Origin of the sequence: Sutcliffiella deserti (genome assembly GCF_020037475.1) — a bacterium.
Classification (GTDB): domain Bacteria; phylum Bacillota; class Bacilli; order Bacillales; family Bacillaceae_I; genus Sutcliffiella_A; species Sutcliffiella_A deserti.
The window spans coordinates 1-22,170 of sequence record NZ_JAIQDB010000006.1 but is presented as its reverse complement, the minus strand read 5'-3'; the positions used below and the strand labels follow the sequence as shown (position 1 = coordinate 22,170).

At 39.3% G+C, this 22,170-nt stretch carries 5 protein-coding genes; 1 reads left to right on the top strand and 4 read right to left on the bottom strand.

Annotated elements, in window-relative coordinates; genetic code table 11:
* Positions 1 to 119 precede the first annotated feature (119 nt).
* From K9B36_RS11655 to pepF, 4 genes are all read right to left on the bottom strand, one after another.
* Complete coding sequence (locus K9B36_RS11655) at positions 120 to 10,643, bottom strand: carboxypeptidase regulatory-like domain-containing protein (protein WP_223702245.1); 10,524 nt, start codon at positions 10,641 to 10,643, stop codon at positions 120 to 122.
* Positions 10,644 to 11,003: 360 nt separating this feature from the next.
* Entirely contained in the window at positions 11,004 to 16,133 is a 5,130-nt protein-coding gene (locus K9B36_RS11650; RefSeq protein ID WP_223702243.1) for a cell wall-binding repeat-containing protein, read from the bottom strand.
* A 175-nt stretch (positions 16,134 to 16,308) separates the two neighbouring features.
* Entirely contained in the window at positions 16,309 to 17,895 is a 1,587-nt protein-coding gene (locus K9B36_RS11645) for a glycosyl hydrolase family 18 protein (protein WP_223702242.1), read from the bottom strand.
* A 320-nt stretch (positions 17,896 to 18,215) separates the two neighbouring features.
* Complete coding sequence (pepF, locus tag K9B36_RS11640; protein ID WP_223702240.1) at positions 18,216 to 20,027, bottom strand: oligoendopeptidase F; 1,812 nt, start codon at positions 20,025 to 20,027, stop codon at positions 18,216 to 18,218.
* Between the two features lie 240 nt (positions 20,028 to 20,267).
* On the opposite strand from pepF, the gene K9B36_RS11635 reads away from it, so the two are divergent.
* Positions 20,268 to 21,941 (top strand): ribonuclease J, encoded by a 1,674-nt coding sequence (locus K9B36_RS11635; RefSeq protein WP_223702239.1) that lies wholly within the window; start codon positions 20,268 to 20,270, stop codon positions 21,939 to 21,941.
* The last annotated feature ends 229 nt before the right edge of the window (positions 21,942 to 22,170 follow it).

Here is a 22,170-nt window from a genome sequence, read left to right as displayed (position 1 = left end):
ATAAGGTCATAGAGTAATATTCAATGTTGCACACCTTTTAGTCCTATAATTGAATTTGAAATTAAAAAAGAACCCATCTTCATTAAAAGAAGATGGGTTCTTAATTTAGGCAAGCTAGTTTATTCTATTATTTTCTCTAATGCTGCAACTACAGATGGAGTAACAGCATATTCTCCACCAAATATAGTTAGCTGTTTAACTCCTTGCTCTATTAAATATTCTGAAACAATTTGTCTTACTTCTTCTTCATCAACCAGTAGTATAGCACTGTTATTGTTAGCAGCAAGAACTGATCCAGTTAATGCATCTGCAAACTCTCTTCCAGTGGCTACATACATATGTTTATTATCTACACCAAATGCTCTCGCTACTTCAACATTTGTTTCAAAACGATTAGCTCCACTTAAGCGTTCAAATTCAGGTAGTTGTTCTGCAACCTCTTCAGGTATCACATCCGAACCACCCACTACAATACTCTTAGTTGCTCCAAGCGCATGGATTGCATCTGAGGTGTATTCTGGTAAACCTTTAGCAGGTGTCAACAAGATCGGCATTCCTTCTCTTGCTGCAAAAGTAGCAACAGATAAGGCATCAGGGAAATTCTGACCGCTTGCTACAACCACTTTATCTACTCCATCTGGTGCTAATTGCTCAGCAATTAATGCTGCAGTATGATAACGGTTAGTTCCAGCAATACGAGTTATTTCTAACCCTTCAGCCTCTAGCCTTGAAACGATGGTATCGTTAATAGCCTCAGGACCACCTAGAATTACCAACTTGCTTGCCCCTAATCGCTGGATTTCTTGCATCGTTTCTTCTGGCAATCGATCTACTCTTGTCAATAGAATTGGTGCTCCTAGTTTATATGCTAATGGCACCCCAGCTAATGCATCTGCATAGTTGTCGCCACGAGCTAGGATAACCGTATCCGACGAAGTCCAGCCATTTTTGCTAGTTTCTACTGCAGTATGATATCTCGATTCACCATAAATACGTTCAATTTGTTCTTTACTGATAAATAGCTTACCAGGCGTTTCTTGGACTACCCTATTTCCAGCATCATCAGTGAATACTACTTCAATGATGGCACCTTGCAGATTTACATTCGTTGGAACATTCCACGTTCCTTTGTAAACTCCCGGTTCTATTTCATTCATTTCGTTATCCGAAGAAGACTGAGCAGAAAGTTGGGCAGGCAGTTTAATAGAGAAGCTAGCCGTTCCTCCTTCTGATTCACTTCTAAAGGATACTTCTATGCTATCACCAGGTTTTACATAAAGATCTTCCTTTGGTGTTAAATCAGTAATTTGAGGAGCACTTAAATCAACGGTTACTGTTCGTTCTACTTTTATCACATTTCCAACTAAATCAACTGCTTCTATTTCAACAGTATGTGTTCCTTCTGCCAGTATGATTCTAGTAGAAAACACTCCATTATCATCCGTTACAACTTCCTCACCATTTACTAAAACTTTCTCTAGATTGGCATCGGATGCATTTCCGTTTACATCAATTACTTCTTTGTCGGTAACCATATTATCAACAGGTGATGCGACTTCCAATTGTGGTACTTGAGTGTCAACAATTACCCTAACTGTATGATCACTTGTCACATTTCCAGCAAAGTTACTTGCTTGAAGAATTAATTGATACACTCCATCCTCTAGATCTTTAAGGTCTGCGGTAAAGGAACCATCTCTTTCTGGTGAGATGCTTGCGAGAACTTCTTCACCATCAAGGATTGTAACAGTACTTCTATATTCCGCTGTCCCTGTAATTGTGACATTACCATCAGTTGAAATCATTTCTTCTTCATTTGCCTCTGGTGTTGCTGGTAATTCTTGAACTCCATCTCGTGCCCATTCAATTGCTTGTAAATACAACTGCTTCCCTTGATCTGTCCATCCTTGATCTGGACTAATCATATTGTTTACAGCAAAAGTGGAAAGTAACAGGTGCATATGATTCTTACTTTGGAAGTCGTAAGCAACAGTTGCTCCTTTGTCTTTTCCGTCAACAACTAGATTCGCAAGTGTAATCCCTTCATAGTTTTCGAAGGTAGCATATGGGCTCTTTTCGCTATGAATCTTAATATTCTCATCACCTAGATCTGAGAAAATTTCATTAGCTTTTACTACATCAACATACACTGCCCCTTCGTTATATCCGTGTTCTGCACGGGTTGGGTTTCCAATTGCTTCTTCTAATAATTGAATGGAACCATCCACTCCCCATGTATCTACAAATACTAAACTTGTTTCATACTTATTACTTTCTTCAATAAGCTTAGTGATTTGCTCTTTAGTACCTTTACCTGTGTTTACAATGATTACTTTATAATTGTAAACATCATCTACAATATCCCAATCTCGTTTTTGTGCAGCAAAATCATTTTCATTAAAGAAATCAGTTAAGCTAGTTGAACTATCACCTAAAACAGCAATGTTGAAATCACTCAATTTGAAGCTTAATTCAACATTTTCCCCTTCCTCTATTAGGATATCTTGCGTGATAGTTTGATACCCATTTACCTCCACTTTTATTTCATATTCCCCAGCAAGAAGTTCATCAAATTGATAAGCTCCAGCTTCATTGGTCTCTTCTACTCCTTCAAAAAGTCCAGTTTTTTCTGTTAAAGTAATTTTCGCACCTTCTAGACCTTCATCATTTAAATCGGTTACATTACCGGAAACGGTCATGCGGTCTGTTTTTACCATCGTAAAGTTCAATTCCACCGCTTGCCCAAGTTCCTCAACCTCTACTTCTTCAGTTTGCGTTGTGTAACCAGGAGCTTGAACTTTGACTTCATAACTTCCAGCACCTACACCGAGGCGATATTGCCCTTGGCTATTTGCCTTTGTAGTCAACTCTTCGCTTTCTATCGATACAGTAGCGCCTGAAATAGGCTCCCCTTCCGTATCTTTAACTGTACCAGTTATTTCACCAAGGCTAGCTGATATAGCCCAGTCGACCGTGTTTGTAAAGATTTGTGTTGTGTCAGCTGCCCATCTCTGCTCTGGATTTCCATACGATCCGGAATGTAAGCTTCCTAACAAAATATGAACGTTGTTCGCGGTACGGAATTTATATGCCAAGCCTTCGCCTAGCTTTCCATCTGTATCATTTGTTAAATCAGCGATGGTTGTTCCACTGTAATCGGCGAAATAAGACCATTGTTGATTCGATGTACCATTATCTAGAATCTTTATAACATCACCAACCTTATAACCTGCAAAGATCGGATGTTCTTCAACAACCGTGTAATTTACATGTCCTGGTGAAAAGCCTTGAGTAACTGAAACTGGATCACCATAGAAGCTACTTAAATCACGGATTGTTCCACCTGAGAATTGGCTTGTAAAAATCATACTTATCGCGTAGCTGTCAGCTAACTCTACAAACTCTTTAAACTTAGCCTCAGGCATTGCCGACGTATTTCGATCATTAAAAATGACTAATGCATATTCACTTAATTCTTCCATTAATTGATCAGTATCGGAGTTAATCCAAGGAATAGCTTCATAGCCTTGTTGTTCTAACACGTTTACAAGTCTATTTACATTAAGGCTTGTTCCAACTACAGCAATCTTTTCAGATATTCCTAAAGTAAAGTTTAACGTAACTTCTTCATTATGTTTTACTTCAACAGACTCAACTTGTGGGGAATAGCCATTTGCCGTAACGCGAACCTGATAATTACCAGTCGGAGCTTGAAGTTCATAGTTTCCTTGGGCATCAGTTATTGTTTGTAACGGTGTACCTTCTAACTGAATTCTAGCGCCTTCAATGCCGTTATTTGTGTCATCTGCTTTTATTTGCCCTTTTATAAGACCAGAATTTTCAGATGTCATAGTGAAAGTCTGATCTTTGCTTTGACCACGTTCCACTTGCACTTCAAAGCTTTCGGCTTCATGACCGAATGCTTCTATATTTAAAGTATAGGTACCTGTGTCAAGTGCCAGGAAGAAGGTTCCATCCTGTTCTGTCTGGAACGTATAACCTGTTTCCTCTACTGTAACGGTAGAGTAAACACCTCTGTCAAAGTTATTATTAACTTGACCATGTACTTCTCCGACTAACGGTTCAGTATTGTCAAGTGCCCATGTAAGAGCGTTATTTACGATACGTTCACGATTTTCATCAAAATATGCACTTTCTGTAAAACCATACCCAAATGTCATGTTTGATAATAATACTTCCACACTGTTTAATGTACGACCACCATAAGCAACAAAGCTTCCAAGTTCACCTTGCCCTTCATGAGAAACCTCTGCAATTGTTGTTCCAGTGTACCCTTCAAAGCCGTGATAGTAACGGCTATCAAAAGTAAATTGGCCATTTTCGTCTGTTTTCACACCTTCAATAAGCGGGTGTTCTTCTAGAATAGTTGCAGTTAGCATTCTCTGCGAAGACGGGGTACTGCCCATATGCTCAATTGACGGATCTCCTAAATAATCAACCAAGAATCGGATACTACCTCTTGGTCCCCCACTTCCAGTCCAAATTACAGGTGTCTCTGTTCGATCCAATTCTTTTACAAAATCAAGGAATACTTCTTTTTCAGGATTAAGACTGTTGTTATAATCCGAGTTCGCAAAAATCAAATCATAATCACCGACTTTATCTAAGTCAGAATAGTAGAGGTCCTCTACACTATATCCTCTAGGTGTTAAGTAGTCTTTTAGTTTCACCGCAGAAGATGACTGACCATCTACAATTACTCCAATGGTCGGAGACGGCTTCATTTTACGTTCTAATATAGTTGTTTCATTTGCTTTAATTATTACATCAAGCTCTTGGAGTACATATCCTTCTTTTGAAACCACCAGAGAGTAATTACCTGGTTCAAGGTTCTCAATGGTAAAGTTCCCACTTATAGCTGTATTGCCTTCACGAGGGAAATCTACGACCTCAATGTGTACACCCTCTATCCCTTCTAGTGTGTTTTCATCAAAGAATTTACCTTCTAATGTTCCAATATTTTCTTGAAGTTCCAGCTCCACTGTAAACTGTTCTGAATTTTCGTCAACTGTCACCGATCTAGTATTAGTTTGATAAGCGAAAGAATCTATTTCTAATTCATATTCACCATCCAACGCAGCAATACTGAAGAAACCTGTTTCAGGGTCTGTCCAAGTGCTTAATCCCTGATCTTTTACTTTGACATTTGCATAAAGAGGGTTTCCTTCTTTATCTGTGACATATCCTTCAATAACATTGTACTCAATATAAGCAGCCCAAAGTATTGCATTTAAGAATATATCCTTTCCACTCTCGGTGTAGTGGCTCATGTTATGAGTAAAAGACATTCCATGTCCACCCATTAGAAGTTCCATACTAGAACCTGTTCTAGGTTTATATGCCATTCCCAATCCATGAACATCTTCATTTGATTCGTGCTTAACATAAGCTAACGGATAACCGGAGTATCCATCAAAGGAAGCAACATCACTACGGTTTGGTAGAAGAATATCTACAAAATCCCCGGATTTCAAGTTACCGAATATCGGATTTTCTACTATCACTTCATAGCCAGCAGAGCTGCTGTAATCCCTATGAGTAGTACGGGATTCAGGATCTTGGAATCGGTTTACAAGATGATTTAACCCTGAACCTGTCCAATAGGTGTCACCAAAAATCACACTAACCTCATGTTTGTCTGCTTCTGCTAAAAATTCTTCCAATACAGGTAGTGTAACGGTATTTATAGATTGATCATTAAAAAATATGACATCCAAGTTGGACAACTCAGATAAAATATTACTTATAGCTGAATAGTTTGTTGCTTCTATCCCGTTTTCGTCTAGCAATTCTCTTAAGGAATTAGATGAGGTATCACCTATAATCCCAACTTTAGGAGAAGGATATAACTCGATATCCAATTGTATCGGATCCCCTGCAACATTTATTTGTTGTGTATAGGTTACATGATCTCTCAATACTATTTTCAAAGTATATAAGGCTTCATCTAAACCTGTTATTTCATATCCACCGTTTATGGAGCTCACTTCTTCTGTCACCAGGTTGTCTTCTTCATCGTATAACTTAATCTCTACGTATGGAACTGCTTGGCCAGTTATTTTATTTGTAACTTGACCGGAAATTGTTCCGCTATTGGAAACTTCCATTGTTACATCTTTTATAACTGGTTGACCTTTTGCAAATTCCACCGTAGCTTCCTGCATAGCATACCCTGCCTTACGGAAAGCTACCTTATACGTACCTTCATCATGGAATAAACCGTAGGATCCACCACTTGAATTAGTGGTTACTCCTGTTTCGACAACCTCCACTGTAACCTCCATAGGGTTACCATCTGTGTCAACAACTGACCCGGAGACTTCACCAAATTCAGCATCCAATAAGAAATCAATTCCGTTCAATAAAATCTGCTGTTGTGTTGGCAACCATCCATTGAAAGGCGAAATCCATGGAGAGGCAGTGTGTGTTGAAAGTAGTAAATGGGCGCTATCTTCATTAACCCCTTTATACGATACTCCTGAACCGACATACCCTACTCTTGTGCTTCCAACAGTTGCTAGGTTACGCCCGGAATATTGATTGAACCAAACAAAATCTCCGTTATGATGAAGGTCGTAGTTGCCACCTTTCTCTAGCCCTTCTAGTATAGGATGCTCTTCATCCACTTGTAATCGAACAGTTGCATCATAATAATCGGAGTTATATTGTGCAGGGTCATTTCTAAACTCCCAAAGATGTCTTAAACTACCATAACTAATTCCCCAAGTGTCAGCGAAAACCACACTAACTCCATTTTCTTCTGCTGCAGAAACTAAATTATTAAATTTTTCTTCAGTAGGTCTTAACCCAGAAGAAGTGTATGCTCCATTCATGTAGAGAACTTGATAGCTACCAATTTCATCAATTACATCCCAACCACGTTCTTCGGCTGGTATATTATTATTATTTAGGAAACGTACAATTTCCCCTTCATAATCATCCAGTACAACGACATCAACTGGTGTCATATCAAATGGCACTTCTGTATTTTCCCCTGCCTTAACAGTTACAGATATAACTTGATCAACGTAACCTGCTAAAGAAAATAGTACTTCATAAGTACCTTCATGAACATCTGGAAAACTGAAATTTCCATCTGTACCTGTTGTCCATTCTAATGGGGTATCCTCTACTGATACGGATACACCTGCTAAAGAAAGTCCTGATCTTTTATCTTTTACATTTCCAGAAACAGAACCATTTGAGCCTGGAACAAGCTCAAAGTTTTTTGTAACTTCATAACCAGTTACAAATGTAACTTCTTCTTCAATTTGCTTGAAACCGTAAGAAGCAACTTTAACCGTATACGTTCCAGGAGGTGCATTTAGAGAATAATTACCCTCTTCATCTGCAACTGCAGATACACCATTTTCAGCTATAGTCAATTTTGCTTGTATTGGTTGTCCATCCTCACCGCTAATGGAACCTGACAACCTACCTGGTGCATTAAAGCTTGAAACCCCGGAGTGGTCACCTACAATTACCTGCCCTTCCGTAATTGCCACACCTGTAGTACTTAAGTTTTTCAAGCCATAAGTATGCAGCTTCTCCCCTGTAAAAACATCATATACTTGCAGGTTGGAGGAGAGGTCCGTAACAAATAGATATCCATTGCCAGATACGGCTCCACTATTAACCATCGAACTGCCATTATCTGTTTGCCATACTAGCTTTCCAGTATTTTTGTTAAACGCTTTAATGTCTGGATGTGTTGCAGACCCAATAATAACAAGGTCATCAAACAAGATTGGTGTTCCTGCTTGGGTGTCACCAATATTTGCTGCACTCCACAGTTTATTACCAGTACTTGCTTCATAAGCGTTTAATGTTCCAGTTTCTCGTGTGAAATCAGAACTAACAGCATATACGACACCATCTACGTAAACTGGACTAGCAGCAAAACCTTCGTTTTCCAACGTAACTTGCCATTGCTCTGTGCCATCAGAAAGAGATAGCGCGGTTAATTGCTTTGAATCATATGTCCCGACGTATAATAATCCTTCGCCAATAGCCCCTCCAAAGAAAGAACCATTACCTGTTGACTTTTCCCAAACCTTAGCGCCAGTTTCTGCATTAAGTGCAACTGCTTTAGCATCTTGGTCCATATACGAAGTGATGTATAATACACCTTCATGATAAATTGGTGCTTCATAAATAGCAGGGAAATCTAAGCTAGCTGTCCAAATAGTTCTGCCTGTTTCCAATTCAATTGCATATATTTGACTATCCGATCCACCAGCAACGTAAACTATACCATTTACAACAGTCGGGGTAGAGCGGTTAGTACTACCTGTTCTTATCGACCATTCTTCTTCCCCTGTAATTTGGTCAACAACCTGCACATATCCGCGGTCAGTGGTAAATACTACTTTGCCATCCGCTATTACTGGCGAGCTAAACAATATTTGTCCATTTGATTCATAAAACCAAGAAGATTCCAGGTTTTCTGCATCTACTTCTGCTGTTGTCACAGCATTTCTTGAAAAGTTATTTTTAGAGGTTGCCCAACCATCAAGGGCAGTGATGCCGGTGGATGATACCTCAAAATTAACTGTCGTATTTTTATCAACAGTTATTGTTTCAGTTTCTTGCTTAATTCCTTTTCCATTTACAACTAATGTATATTCATTCTCTGGAACACTTTCAATTAAAAACTGCCCAGCCGAATTCGTTCTTACTGTTTTGAGCGGGGTATCTAATACCCGCACATAAGCATAAGGTAAAGGGTCTCCGTCGGAGTTTGTAACAGTACCTTGGATATTAAATCTTTCTGCTTTTTCCAATATCCATTCTCTACTTATTACCTCACCCTTTTTTACTTCCAGTGTATCCTTTATGGCATGAAACCCAAATGCATCTATTTCCACTTCATGCTTAGCTTCTCGTACTTTAAAGCTGAAAAGGCCATCTTCTCTTACTTCAATACGAAGGTCTTCCTTTGGTAAAAATATCTCTCCAGAAATAGGATTGCCCTCTTTATCTTTCAAAGACCCTGTAACTTCTCCAGCATAAGCAGCCTCTGTTACCGCTTGATATATATTTACAATACCATAACCGTAATTATCATTCGGAAGAGCTCCCATATGGCTTTCAGTTCTCGCAGTACTTTGAAGAAGGTCAGCTACTTCATCGATTGTTAAATCTGGCTGACTTTGTAAAAGAAGTGCTATAGCACCAGCGACATGCGGTGTCGCCATGGAAGTTCCACTGATTGTGTTATAGCCCCCGCTTGGCCAAGCAGAATAAATTTGATGACCTGGAGCAGAGACCTCCGGCTTAACATAGCGGATTTGTTCTCCATTTTCGTTGGGCCAAGAAACGGGACCTCTACTAGAAAATGATGCAATCCGGTCATTTACATCGGATGCTCCAATTGCAAATGCTTCAGGAAAGCTCCCTGGTGATCCGATCGTTTGCGCTCCAGGACCATCATTACCTGCTGCAAATAATGGGAAAATACCTGCTGCAACCCACGCACGAACTCCTTCTAAAAATTCAGTTCGGTACGTATCAGCGCTTCCCCAAGAATTATTCACTACATGCGGCGCTTTACTTGGATCACCGCCTGGAGCTAAAAACCATTCAAATGCTGCATGAATTGCGCTAGCTGTTGTTCCACCTGAATCATTAAAGATTTTGGCAGCAATCCACTCTGCGCCTGGTGCTACCCCAATAGGTTCCCCTGCTCCTCCCCCTACTGCAGAACCTGCAACATGGGTTCCATGTCCATGTCCATCATTTGGCGTAGAGTATTCATGTCCTGATAAATCAACCCAAGAATACTGATGGCCTCCGTCCCGTCCACGGTAGTTATGAGACAATGCCTCATGGTCTCCTTGTACACCAGTATCCATGATTCCTACGACAATGCCTTCACCTTGTAATTCATATTCCCCCCATACTCTAGGAGCGAAAATTTTCTCTAGACCCCATTCCGGAAGACGTGGCGGAGATTCTTCCTCAAGAATTTCAGGCACTTGAAACTCTCGATCTAATGTAATTCTTTTTACATCTTCTCTTTGGGCGATTTGTTCTAAAGCCTCTTTATTAATCGTTGCAGAAATACCATTTATTACCCAAAAAGTTTGAATATTACTAACCATCTTTTCACTCTCGAAATCTTGTAATTGCTTCATCAATTTACTTTGAGATGCATTTGCTACATCTTTGAGGTGATCTACAACAGTTTCCACTCTTGCGGTTCTATTTTCGAGAGCAGAAACAGTAGCAGAAAGCTCACCCATATCAACAGCATCCTCTAGACGAATGATTATTTTAGCTATTCCGTTAGTGTCCAGCTCATTTATAATCTCTGTTTCTACTTTCCCACCTAATACAAAATCACCTTCACCATATTCGGGCTCTTCTTTTAAATCAATCCCATCTAATAAAGACGGAATGCCACTTTCAGATATCTCACTATTAGAATCACTTGAATGATTTTCATTATTTTGTTCTCGTTCCTTTTCTAGCTTCTGCTCTTCTTCAACCGTTAAAGTTGAAGATTCGTCCGTCTGTGTTTGCGCTCCCGCTAAACCTGGCAATAATAAACTAGAGATCATGAGAAAAATCATAAAAAGAGAGAAACATTTCTTTTTTTGCTTAGAATAATTTAATTTCAAGCCTTTCGCACCCCCAGATTTTTTCATCAAGCAAGACTTTCTACCTAGTTCCTCCTTTCAAACACTCAGCTTTTCCTTACTAGTTTTTCGCCTTTTAAGCTCTAGTTGTTTGAAGAGGAATGGTGACTTTCTATAATCTGTTGGTCTGGTCCTATTAAATGAAAAATCTCTACCAAGATGCATGCTTAAAGCAAAACTATCTCTTCTCTACCCTCACTTTTGATAATTCGACAACAAGATAGAAAATCCTATTAAACATTTTAGAATTTTTAAATTTTTCTGTTAATAACAAAAAATTTGTTTAAAAATAGTAAAAGAGTGCTTCAAAGATGAAGCACTCCTTACGATGTTTTTCACCGATTATTTAACTAGCCTCTCCAGCTCCTCTTCCACTACATTTGAAACGGCTTCCTCTCCTCCGAATATTGTTAAATTGCTTATGGTTTTCGCTTTAATAAATTCTTTTGTTAATTCAGGTATTTCGTAGTCCATAAGCAGTAACCCTGTTCCATTTTTAGCAGCTAAAGCTGAACCTGTCAGTGCATCGGCAAATTGTCTACCTGTAGCTACATATAAATGGTCTTTTTCAGAGTTAAAATACTTTAACACTTCAATATTGGTTGCAAAGCGATTACTGCCGCTTACTCTAGTCACTTCCGGCAATAGTTTTTCCACTTCAGCTGTTATAACATCTGTTCCACCAATAACTAAGGTATCCATTATGTTATTATTCTCAAGGATACTTCTTGTCTCCTCCGGTAATCTATTCGTTCGGGTTAACAAAATAGGTGTACCTTCTTGCGCTGCAAATGAAGCCGCTGATAAAGCATCCGGGAAGTTTGAACCGCTTACCACCACTGCTTTTTTATTTGTAGATCCAAGGCGCCCTGCAATTAAAGCAGCCGTATGATATCTGCTTGCACCTGCAATTCTGCTCACTTTAACATCTAATAAAGTTAATTCCTCCGCTACCTCGTCCTCAATTGCCTCTATTCCGCCTAAGATTATTACTTCTTTTGCCCCTAAACGCTCGATTTCTGCTTTTGCAGCTGAATCTAAGTTTTTGGATCTTGTTAATAGCATAGGGGCAGAGAGTTTATGAGCCAAAGGGATTCCTGCTAGTGCGTCAGCAAAGACATCGCCTCTTGCTAATACAACAACATCGGCAGAATCCCAGCCTTCTTCACTAATTTTTACAGCTGTTTCGTATCTAGTGTTTCCAAACAGTCTTTCCACTCTTTCAAATATAAGATTGAGCGAACCTGCTGCTTTTACCTTTACCTGATTACCTGCAGAATCAAAATGCTCTATGTTGAATGTTGCATTAGAGAAAGTGGCGTCCATTGGTATCGACCAAGTAGCTTCATAAATAAATGGCTCCACTTCCTCCATTACTAACTCCTCTATCACTTTTTCAGACTCATCTTTAATTAATAAGTTAGCGGTTCCACCTCTTGTGTCACTTGTTATGGTCACTACAATGGAATCTCCAGGATTTCTGTAAATTTCCACATCCGGATTAACGGAACTAATTACTGGTGAGACGGTATCTAAGGTAACCTCGATTAATACCCTCTCTTCATTCCCAGCTAAATCTCTTGCATTAATGAAAATTTCATTTAGGCCTTCATTTAGTGTCACCTCGTGGCTAAATACACCCTCTTCTTTTATAGCTACCTCTTCCCCATTAATATCCGCAGTGGATAGATAGTTATCTGTTAGTGTGCCAGTTACTGTAACTACCTGCTCATTGGTTGATATACCATTTTGTGGTGAAACAATAGAGATGATTGGTTTAGTTACGTCTTTGACTACTATTAACGAATTAGATGGCGAAGATTCTACCTCTCCACTTGTTACTGTTGCGGTAAACTTATTTTCTCCTTCATTTAGATCCACATCTATCTCAAATTCTTGATTAACAGCTTCTGTTGTCGCTACTAAAACATCATCGTTGTAAATATTCACTGTCCCATTTTCTTCTACATGACCCGAAATGGAGAAAATGTTTTCCTTCACATAAACGGTATCAGTTGCATCGTTTATAGTAGGAGCTTTCAGTAAATAGTACAAGTGAGACCGGATCATGAAGTTACCATTGGAAGATCCTAGCTTTGAAAAGACACCACTACTATCCATTTGATAGGACCGATCTGCAAAAGGAGAGCTTTCATCGATTCCTATACCTGGTACATTCGGAAAAGCTCCTGTCTGAAGAACGACCACAAAATAGTCCTTATCGGTTTTATAATCAAACTCACTTAAGTCCACAAAATTCCATTGGCCCCTTTGTCCTTCAACAACTTTTGGTGCAATAATTCTTTTTCCCGGTTCTCCATTCTCGTTACTTTCGTGGACTGCAACGGAGAACTGATTTCCTCCAGGCACCGGCCAATTGGACTCCCATAGATACACACTTACTCCAGCTAATTGTGCTAGTTTATCAGGGCTCATTTTGGTAGCAAAACCATAGCCACTATCATAGTAGGCTTTCGCGTTTTCCGCCGTGCCATCATCATAAGTAATAACTGAACCTGGGAATGGTGTAAGTTCGACAATCAAACTGGAGCTTTCCCCTCCTGTGACATCCACTGTAATTCTTTCATGCTGGTAGTTTGGAATAGATAAGCTTACTGTATAGGTCCCTTCTAAAACATCAGCAAAAGCATGAAAACCTTGGGAATCGGTTTCTGCCAGAGGAATTCTTCCATCCTCTAAAACCCTCAAAGCTACACCTTGGATAGGCTCTTGGGTCTTTTTATTAATGACATTGATTGAGATTTCCCCTGTAGGAATTTCTGCTAAAAGAAAATTCTTATCTATTACTTCCTCATTTTGCAAATTGAACTCTTCTTGTTGTGGGTAATAACCATAAGATTCTACTCGTAAGGTATAATTTTCACCTTCGGGAGTAGGTCTATGGAGAATATGATAGGATCCATCTTCCAGACTTGTTTTTACCGTTCTACCTGTCTCAATAACTGTTACAAAAGCTTCAACTGGTAAGCCGTTTTGATAAGAATCTACCAGTTTTTTCGTTTCTTCCCTTGGATGTGAATGGAATACTGGCTTTTCTATCAATAACTTTGTAACAGAAATCTCTGTTGTTGCTTCTGATGTATTATTAATAGTCAAGTCGTCTATATACCAGCCTGCATGATTGACTTTATCATCAGAATTAAATAATAGAGCAACAAACACCTGATTTTCCGAGCCTGCAAATTGATCTAAATTCACTGTAATTTCTTCCCACGCTCTTTCCCTTCCAGTAAACGTAGTTACTTCGTGCCAATCGTTGCTCTCTATATCGTTCGTGACGAGCACCTTAGCTTGATCATGGGTATACTCAATATCAAACCAATGTTTGAATGAAAGAGAGGCATGATCTGCATTTCTTGTATCTATGGGTGGGAACTGTAGCAAACTATTAGAGTTATCTGAGTAGTTACTTGTCAATTTAGTAGCTACTAGTTTCTCCCCGCTCCTTGGTGTAGTTCCAACTGTCGGCACCCCCCATTCCCAATCACCTGACAGCAGCATTCCTTCTAGATAGTCTTCAAAATTAAATTCAAAGGAGTCACTCGGGTTAATTCCGAAGCTTATTTCGACATTGAATATTTCTGTCACCGCTTCATTGCCACTAAAATCTATTGCTTTAATCAAATATTGAAAACCTGGTTCTTTTACATACTTTAATGGAACCTCGACTTGATAATTACCGTTCCGAAAGTCTCCCGACGAGCGTTTCTGTTTAACAATCTCCCAATCTGATTGCTCATCTTGTCTTACATATAAATCAGCCTGTACCACAGAGACATTATCAGAAATTTGTGTATCAAGGACGAAATCCAGACCAGAATATCCAAATTGGTAAGGCTGATGATTAATCACTGGTTCTTCTTCGTCTACTCCCTGTTTTAATACTTGTCCTGAAATTCCACCAATACCGGAAGCAATAGAAGCCACTGCATCATAAGCATTGACCAATCCATTACCATATCCATAGTTTGGAGCGGTAGAATATTGACTGTCTGTTAATGGTAAAGCTGTTTCATTAATTATTTCCTCAAGTTGATCTGGACTTAAGGATGCATCAACTGAACGAAGTAATGCGGCAACACCAGCTATATGAGGAGATGCCATGGAAGTTCCATTCCATCCGCCTTCATAACCTGTGGGAACAGAAGACCTAATGTTAACACCTGGTGCAGCAATATCAGGCTTCAGGTCATCAGCATATGGACCAGCACCGACACTCGAGAAGCTCCCTCTAATATTTTGACTATCTGTAGCTGCAACTGCATAACTTTCTGGATAGTTTGCAGGGGCACTTACCTTACTTGGGTAGGCGTTTCCTGCTGAAAATACTGGAAGGATTCCTGCATCTCGCCATGCCTGCACCATTGGGCGAAACCACTCATTAATTCCTGAACCACCACCCCATGAATTATTTATAATATCGGGTGCCAAGTTTGGATCACCATTAGGAGCCAACATGAACTGTCCTGCAGCTAATAACCAGGAGTCTTGGCCACCTTGCTCGGTAAATGCTCTTGCAGCAATCCATTTGGAACCTGGTGCAACTCCAATTTTATTTTTCCCCTCAGGATCCTGTCCTAAGATGGTTCCTAAAACATGACTTCCATGAGGAGTGCTAGCAAGATCATACGGCATACTCTCTCCTGAGACTGCATCAAACCAGTTTCCTACGGGATTTGGATTATTAGGATCTAGCGGATTAAACCCCCGCCACTTTTCTTTTAATGCTTCGTGTGACCAGTGGGCGCCTGTATCAATCATTCCTATAACAACCCCGCTGCCATCAATTCCAAATTCATTCCAAACCCTTGGCGCTTCTATTTTATTAATATTCCACTCAATACTGTTATCTCCCTCTTGTAAGATAGTTTCTTCCGTAGTCTTATGAACGCTGACTTCTACTTGTTTTGAAGACATTTCTGGCCAATCCATTTCAATTTTAGCGTCGAGCCGCACATTCGCTACTTCTGGGTGACTTTTTATTTGCTCTACAACCTCTTCTTTTGCTTTTACATAAATGACATTCATAATATAATAGCTTTTTACATCTTTTACTTGGTTACTGCTTTCTAACATTTGGAGTAGTGTTTTTTGTGTGTTTTCTGCTGTTGATTTTAATGCATCCACAACGGCAAAACGTGATTGGAGGTTTTTCTGAAAGGGAGAAACATGTAGTAAAGGGTTTATCTGTTCCCTTGCTTGAAGTGCTACTGCTGTTGTATCAACTTGATCTCTCATCTCTACCAATAATTCGACATATTCCTCCTTTTTAAACGCTTTGTATACTTCGTCACTTACTGATACTTCTTGATTAATATCCTTAGACTTTAGGAAAATCTCAGCATCGGTGTTCTCTCTTGCACCTACATTTCCAACCATCATACTAAAGATCAGTAAAAAGGATAATAGCGATGCAAACACCGGTCTTTTCATTTCTTTTTTTCTCTTCACATAACACACTCCCCATTTTTATACTTTCTTTTTATTATTTTGACATTTTTTCGAATTTTCCTTTAATTTTAAATTTTTAAATATTTTTAGGGATATTTTCCTTAATCCTTCTTACCTATATAAGGAAAAGTAAAAAGATAAAAACGCAATCCAAGAAATTGGATTGCGTACAAACTTATCTATTTTTCTTCCACTCCTTCAACTCACGATATACCTTCCTCAATAACACTTCATCAGGATCTTGACTAAGCTCCCACATCATGGCACCGCCTAGTTCCATTGACTGAATGTACTCGGTCTTATACCCAATGGATTCCACGTCATCATAGGTGATTAATGTGGATCCGTTATATAGGACAGGGACTTTAGAGTCCTCTATCCATATGCGTTTAAACCCTTTTTGATTTATATAATTTGCGTCGATGTTTGCATATCCGATCGATTTTCCGTTTGCAAAGGGCTGGTACATGCCGTTTCCTGCATTGTTTACTTCATCGAATACCCGGCCATAAAACGGTAGACCCATGACTAGCTTTTCAGCAGGAACACCACTGTCTAAATAGGTCTGCACTCCGTCCTGAACACTCCACTCCCACTCATAGCTGCTTTTACTATCCTGATACAAAGGAGCATTCAACCCTGTCATTGGATCCCATTCTCCATGGATATCATAGGTCATAAGCTGGATGTAGTCTACATAAGGGTGCAAAAGCGCCAGTTCCATGTTGGCAGCATGACTTTTACTCGCTCCGGTAGCTATTGTCAAAAGATATTCCTTCCCATCCTTGTCGCTTTGTGAATCCAGGGTTTCTCTTATCTTTTTTAATAGTAGTGTATAATTCCTTTTATCTTCAAGTCGGTTCTTATTCCTGGCTAATCCACCACTGACTGGATATTCCCAATCAAGGTCGACTCCATCAAAGCCATATTCTAACATAAACTGTAATACACTCTCTGCAAAAATAGTTCTCGATTCCTCAGTCAACGCCACATCGGAAAACCTGGCAGACCAGGTCCACCCTCCTACAGATATTAAGGTTTTTAAATGGGGATGTCGTTCCTTCAGCTTATTTAATCTATTGAAATTTCCTTTATGTGATTGAGTTTCCTTATCTCCTGGAAAAGGTTTATTCAGATCTGCCCAATCATCACCTATCGCTATTTTTCCTGTTTCCGAGATATTGGCAAAAGCATAATTGAGATGAGTAAGCTTGCTGGCATCAATGTCAGCTACTTCATACCCAGAATAGGTAGCCCAACCTGCATAATAGCCCACCATCTTATATTTATGTTGAGCCTTGTTACTCAAGTTGTCTATCATAACTCTTTGGGAAAGTTCTTCTGTTTGATTCGAGTCATCGTACGCAATAACTTTTATCTGCTGCTCTCCATCTGGAACCCATGGGTCTGTTGCCCAGTTAACCGTATAGGGTTCAGATGTCACAGTGCTTATGAGATAGTCTCCGTTATTGCTGTAAAATTCCACTTTAGCGATCTTGTTATCATCCTTTGCCTCTACCGACAAAACCACTTCCCCATATACTGTTTGTCGATCTTCAGAAAATGGTGTGATGGATAGATTACTAATCTCAGGTGGCAGGTCAACGGATGCATACTCTTTCACAGTTTTGCTGCTTTTCCCTGTAGATATATCCTCCTTATTATTACCTGTGAGATTTATAGCTAAGATACTGATAAATATTATGATAAAAAGGACAAAACTGTATATTTTCTTGTTGTTATGTTTTTCTCTGCGTTGCATATCCCTATTAAGTCCTCCTAGTAAAATACTTATCTCCCATTTTAATGGAGAGAGTCCCAGGGGAGTAGCGGTAAATATTAGCACAGAAGTTAGTTGACATTTGCTTCAAAAGATTTATATAAAATATCTACAGGTACATTTTTTAAGCAATCGTACAATTGTTTCATCAATATCGGTGTTTTTGAGTTTCGTTAACTTAATTAAAAATCAGACCAAGTTGAAAAATCCTCTGGTAGGTTTTTTAAGAGAATAGCATCTAATAAAAAAACAAACAGTTCAAAAATAACTCATGAACTGTTTGTCTTCTAGGATACTATTCGTTATTCAAAGCTTTTCTCCAATTCATCCACCAGATAGCCAACATAAGCCACTGCCTTTTGAATTTGTTCTGGAGTAGACATATCAACACCCGCTGTTTTCATCAAGTCAAGCGGCTTGAGCGTTCCACCGGCTTTTAGTGCGGATAACCAGCGATCCACTGCAGGCTGACCTTCCTCTTGAATCATTTGTGCCGCCGCAGTGGAGGCTGTTAAACCAGCTGAGTACGTATAAGAATAGAGACCCATGTAATAGTGAGGCTGACGCATCCAGGTTAGACCCGCTCCTTCATCCATTTCAACTGCATCTCCCCAGAAGTTAGAGAGAACTCCTGTTTTTTGTTCAGAGAGAAGTTTTGCAGTTACTGGTGTGCCTTTGTCAGCAAGCTCGTAAACTCGACGCTGCAGCTCTCCTTCTAGGACATGTGTCACGAAATTGTGATAATACGTTCCAAGAGACTGAAGAATTACCCATCTACGCATTCGCTCATCATTTGATTTTGCCAAAATATGCTGACTCAAAAGCATCTCATTCATTGTGGATGGTGCTTCAACAAAATAACGCGATGGACGGGTATTACTTAGGGTCTGGTAGCGACCCGCCAAAGCAAAATGGCCCGCATGACCCAGTTCATGAGCTAGTGTAAAGGCATCTCTCATTGAATCATTCCAAGTTAGTAAGATATACGGGTGTACCCCATACGGACTTGAACAAAAAGCACCAGATGATTTACCGACATTATCCGCTAAATCCACCCAACGATTTTGCAAACCTTCTTCCATAATCTCCATATATTCCGAACCCATGACTTTTAATGATTCCATCATTAGGTTAGATGCCTCTTTGTAGCTTATTTGTGGGTTATAGTCTGGATCAAGAGGTGCTTTTAAATCACTAAAGTGGAAAGAATCCAAGCCAAGCACACGTTTTTTAAGTTTCGCATAGCGCTGCATATGTGGTGCAAGCTCCGTTTGGATCGTATCTAATTGGTTATGATACATTTCCTTTGTTACTTGCTGTTCGTGTAATAACATATCAGTAACAGAGTCATAATTGCGTAACTTCGCTTCAATAACCTGTTTTTTCACTTCTGTAGCATAAGTTGCTGCATAGGTGTTTTTGTATTGTTTTAGGGTGTCAATAAAGGACTCATACGCTTTTCTGCGTAGTTCTGTATCTGAGGATCCTTCATATTTAGGAAAAGAATTGAAGGTTAATGGATATTCCTCTCCATCCTTTGTTTTAAAAGAAGAGAATTGCATATCCGATGTTTTGCTTCGTTGGTAGATCATATAGGGTGCTTGATGGATTTCGCCAAATGCAGCTAAAACTTCCTCTGCATCCGGGGAAAGCTTATATTCTTTTGTTTCTAAGATGTCATAGAGCGTTTTACTGAACAACTCAAGCTTCGGTGTTTTGTGTATGTATTGTTTAACAGTAGATTCAACCAATTCAAGAATCTCCGAGTGAATAAAAGATAAACTTGCACTAATAGTTCCCAGTACGGAAGCTACTCTCGCTGAATTAGCCTGATTTTCTGGATTTGTGCCATCTTCTGACTGTCGTAAGCTCGCAAATGTCATCACACGGACCACTCTCTCACTTAACGCATCTTTTGCTAATAAACCTTGAAGCAATGTTTCTGCATTTTCTGTTAGCCGCCCTTTATACTGTGTCACGGTTGGAATATCCCGTTGAATAGCTTCAAGCTCTTTCTCCCAAGCTTTTTCGGATTCGAAAAGATCACTAAGATTCCACGTTTGTTCTTCTGGAACCTCCGAACGACTTACTGTTTTCTTCATAACTTTTGTCATAAGTATTCCCCTCTCTCCTTTTAATTACTTGCAATATATTTCGTATATCGAATGAAGTTACTATCAGTATAACGAAAAAACAAGGTGAAAGAAACTGGTTTTTCTAAAATTATTAATAATCAGTATTTTGCACATACTATTCCTTGCTGTCAGGACCATATCTTCTAAGGAAAACTTAATAATCCTTTTTTCAGAAGGACACACTAAAGTAACCTGAACATATTTAAGGAGGATTATAAAGTGAATGTGACTGATAATACTTTATCCATTTTTGCGTTAGGCGGTTTAAATGAAATTGGGAAAAACATGTATGTTGTCCAATATGGTGATGATATTGTGGTTATTGACTGTGGCGGAAAGTTTCCAGATGAAAGTTTATTGGGCATAGACTTAATTATCCCTGATATAACTTACTTGGAAGAGAATAAGGATAAAATTAAAGCTCTTATCCTCACACATGGACACGAAGATCATATAGGTGGTATTCCTTATTTTCTGAAGAAATTAAATATCCCTATCTATGCCACCCATTTTACACTTGGTTTAGTAGAATTAAAATTAGAGGAACATCGGCTTTTAAGGGATACAGACATCATAACCATTGATTCAAAATCTATCATCGAATTGGGAATGATGAAGGTTTCTTTTTTTAAGGTCAGTCACAGCATTCCAGATTGCCTCGGAATCGTCTTCCATACTCCGGAAGGGAATGTAGTTCATACTGGAGATTTTAAATTTGATTTAACTCCTGCGGACAACCAAACTGCCGATATTCATAAAATGGCTAAAATAGGAGAAGAAGGTGTCCTCGTACTTATTTCAGAAAGCACAAATGCTGAACGAAAAGGATTAACTCCTTCTGAACAGATGGTAGGCAACCATATGGATGAAGCGTTTTTGAAGGCTGATGGTAAAGTGTTAGTCTCTACCTTTGCTTCAAATGTCAGTCGTGTACAACAGGTAGTTGCTTCGGCTATAAAGACTAACCGCAAGTTAGCATTGCTTGGACGAAGTATGGTGAATGTCGTTTCCATTGCAATGGAACGGGGTTATTTGTCTATTCCTGATGGTATGCTAATTGATGCGAATGAAGTGGATCAGCTTCCACCCGAAAAGGTTGCGATTCTCTGTACAGGTAGTCAAGGAGAGGTAATGGCCGCTCTTGCACGGCTTTCTACAGGAAACTTTCGGAATGTAAGCATCTATCCTGGGGATACCGTTATTTTTGCTGCTTCCCCCATCCCTGGTAACGAAAAAGCTGTGTCGCGTATTATCGATAACTTGTACCAAATCGGTGCACATGTCATATATGGTTCTGGAAGTACAACAGGGATGCATGTATCAGGACATGGTTATCAAGAAGACTTAAAATTTATGCTAACACTGATGAAGCCCACCTACTTTATTCCGATTCACGGAGAATACCGAATGCTTCACCATCATCGATTACTCGCAGAATCAGTAGGTGTTGAACCTGGCAACAGCTTTATTATTAAAAACGGAGAAGTTGTGGATATCCAAAACTCGGTCGCGAGACAAACTAGAGCTATTCCATCAGGAAATATTTATGTAGATGGAATGGGGGTCGGAGATGTTGGATCGGTTGTACTACGAGATCGAAAACAGCTGTCTGAAGACGGGATGCTTGTTATTGTGATCACAATCAGCAGAGCTGAACAAAAAATTATTTCGGGACCGGATACCATTACGCGAGGTTTCGTTTTTGTTAAAGATTCCGATTACTTGATTAGAGAAGTTAACAACATCGTCAAGAACACCGTCCAAGAATTACAGGAGGAAAACGTCCGTCAATGGAGTGTTTTCAAACAAAGCATCAAAAAATCTGTAGGTCAATATCTTTTCACTAAAACAAAACGCAAGCCGATGATACTCCCGATTATTATCGAGATTTAAAAAGTGATGTAATGAGTCTCGAACACAGTTTATGGCTTAGATTGGATAGAACTTATAGCAGCAATATTTAAGGAAGACTCTTTTCTTAAATATTGTTGTTATAAGCTTGTAAAAAAATCGCTAATTGGATTGTTCCTTTATCTCGGAAAACTAAAAATAAGTTTTTAAGCTAAGGCTATGTTAAATGGCGCTGTTGATTTCCGCAAAAGGCTACGCGTTCCACGGGGCG

Coding starts and splice junctions, on each gene's coding strand:
- pepF (WP_223702240.1), bottom strand. CDS start 20,027: ATGACAAAAGTTATGAAGAAAACAGTAAGTCGTTCGGAGGTTCCAGAA.
- K9B36_RS11645 (WP_223702242.1), bottom strand. CDS start 17,895: ATGCAACGCAGAGAAAAACATAACAACAAGAAAATATACAGTTTTGTC.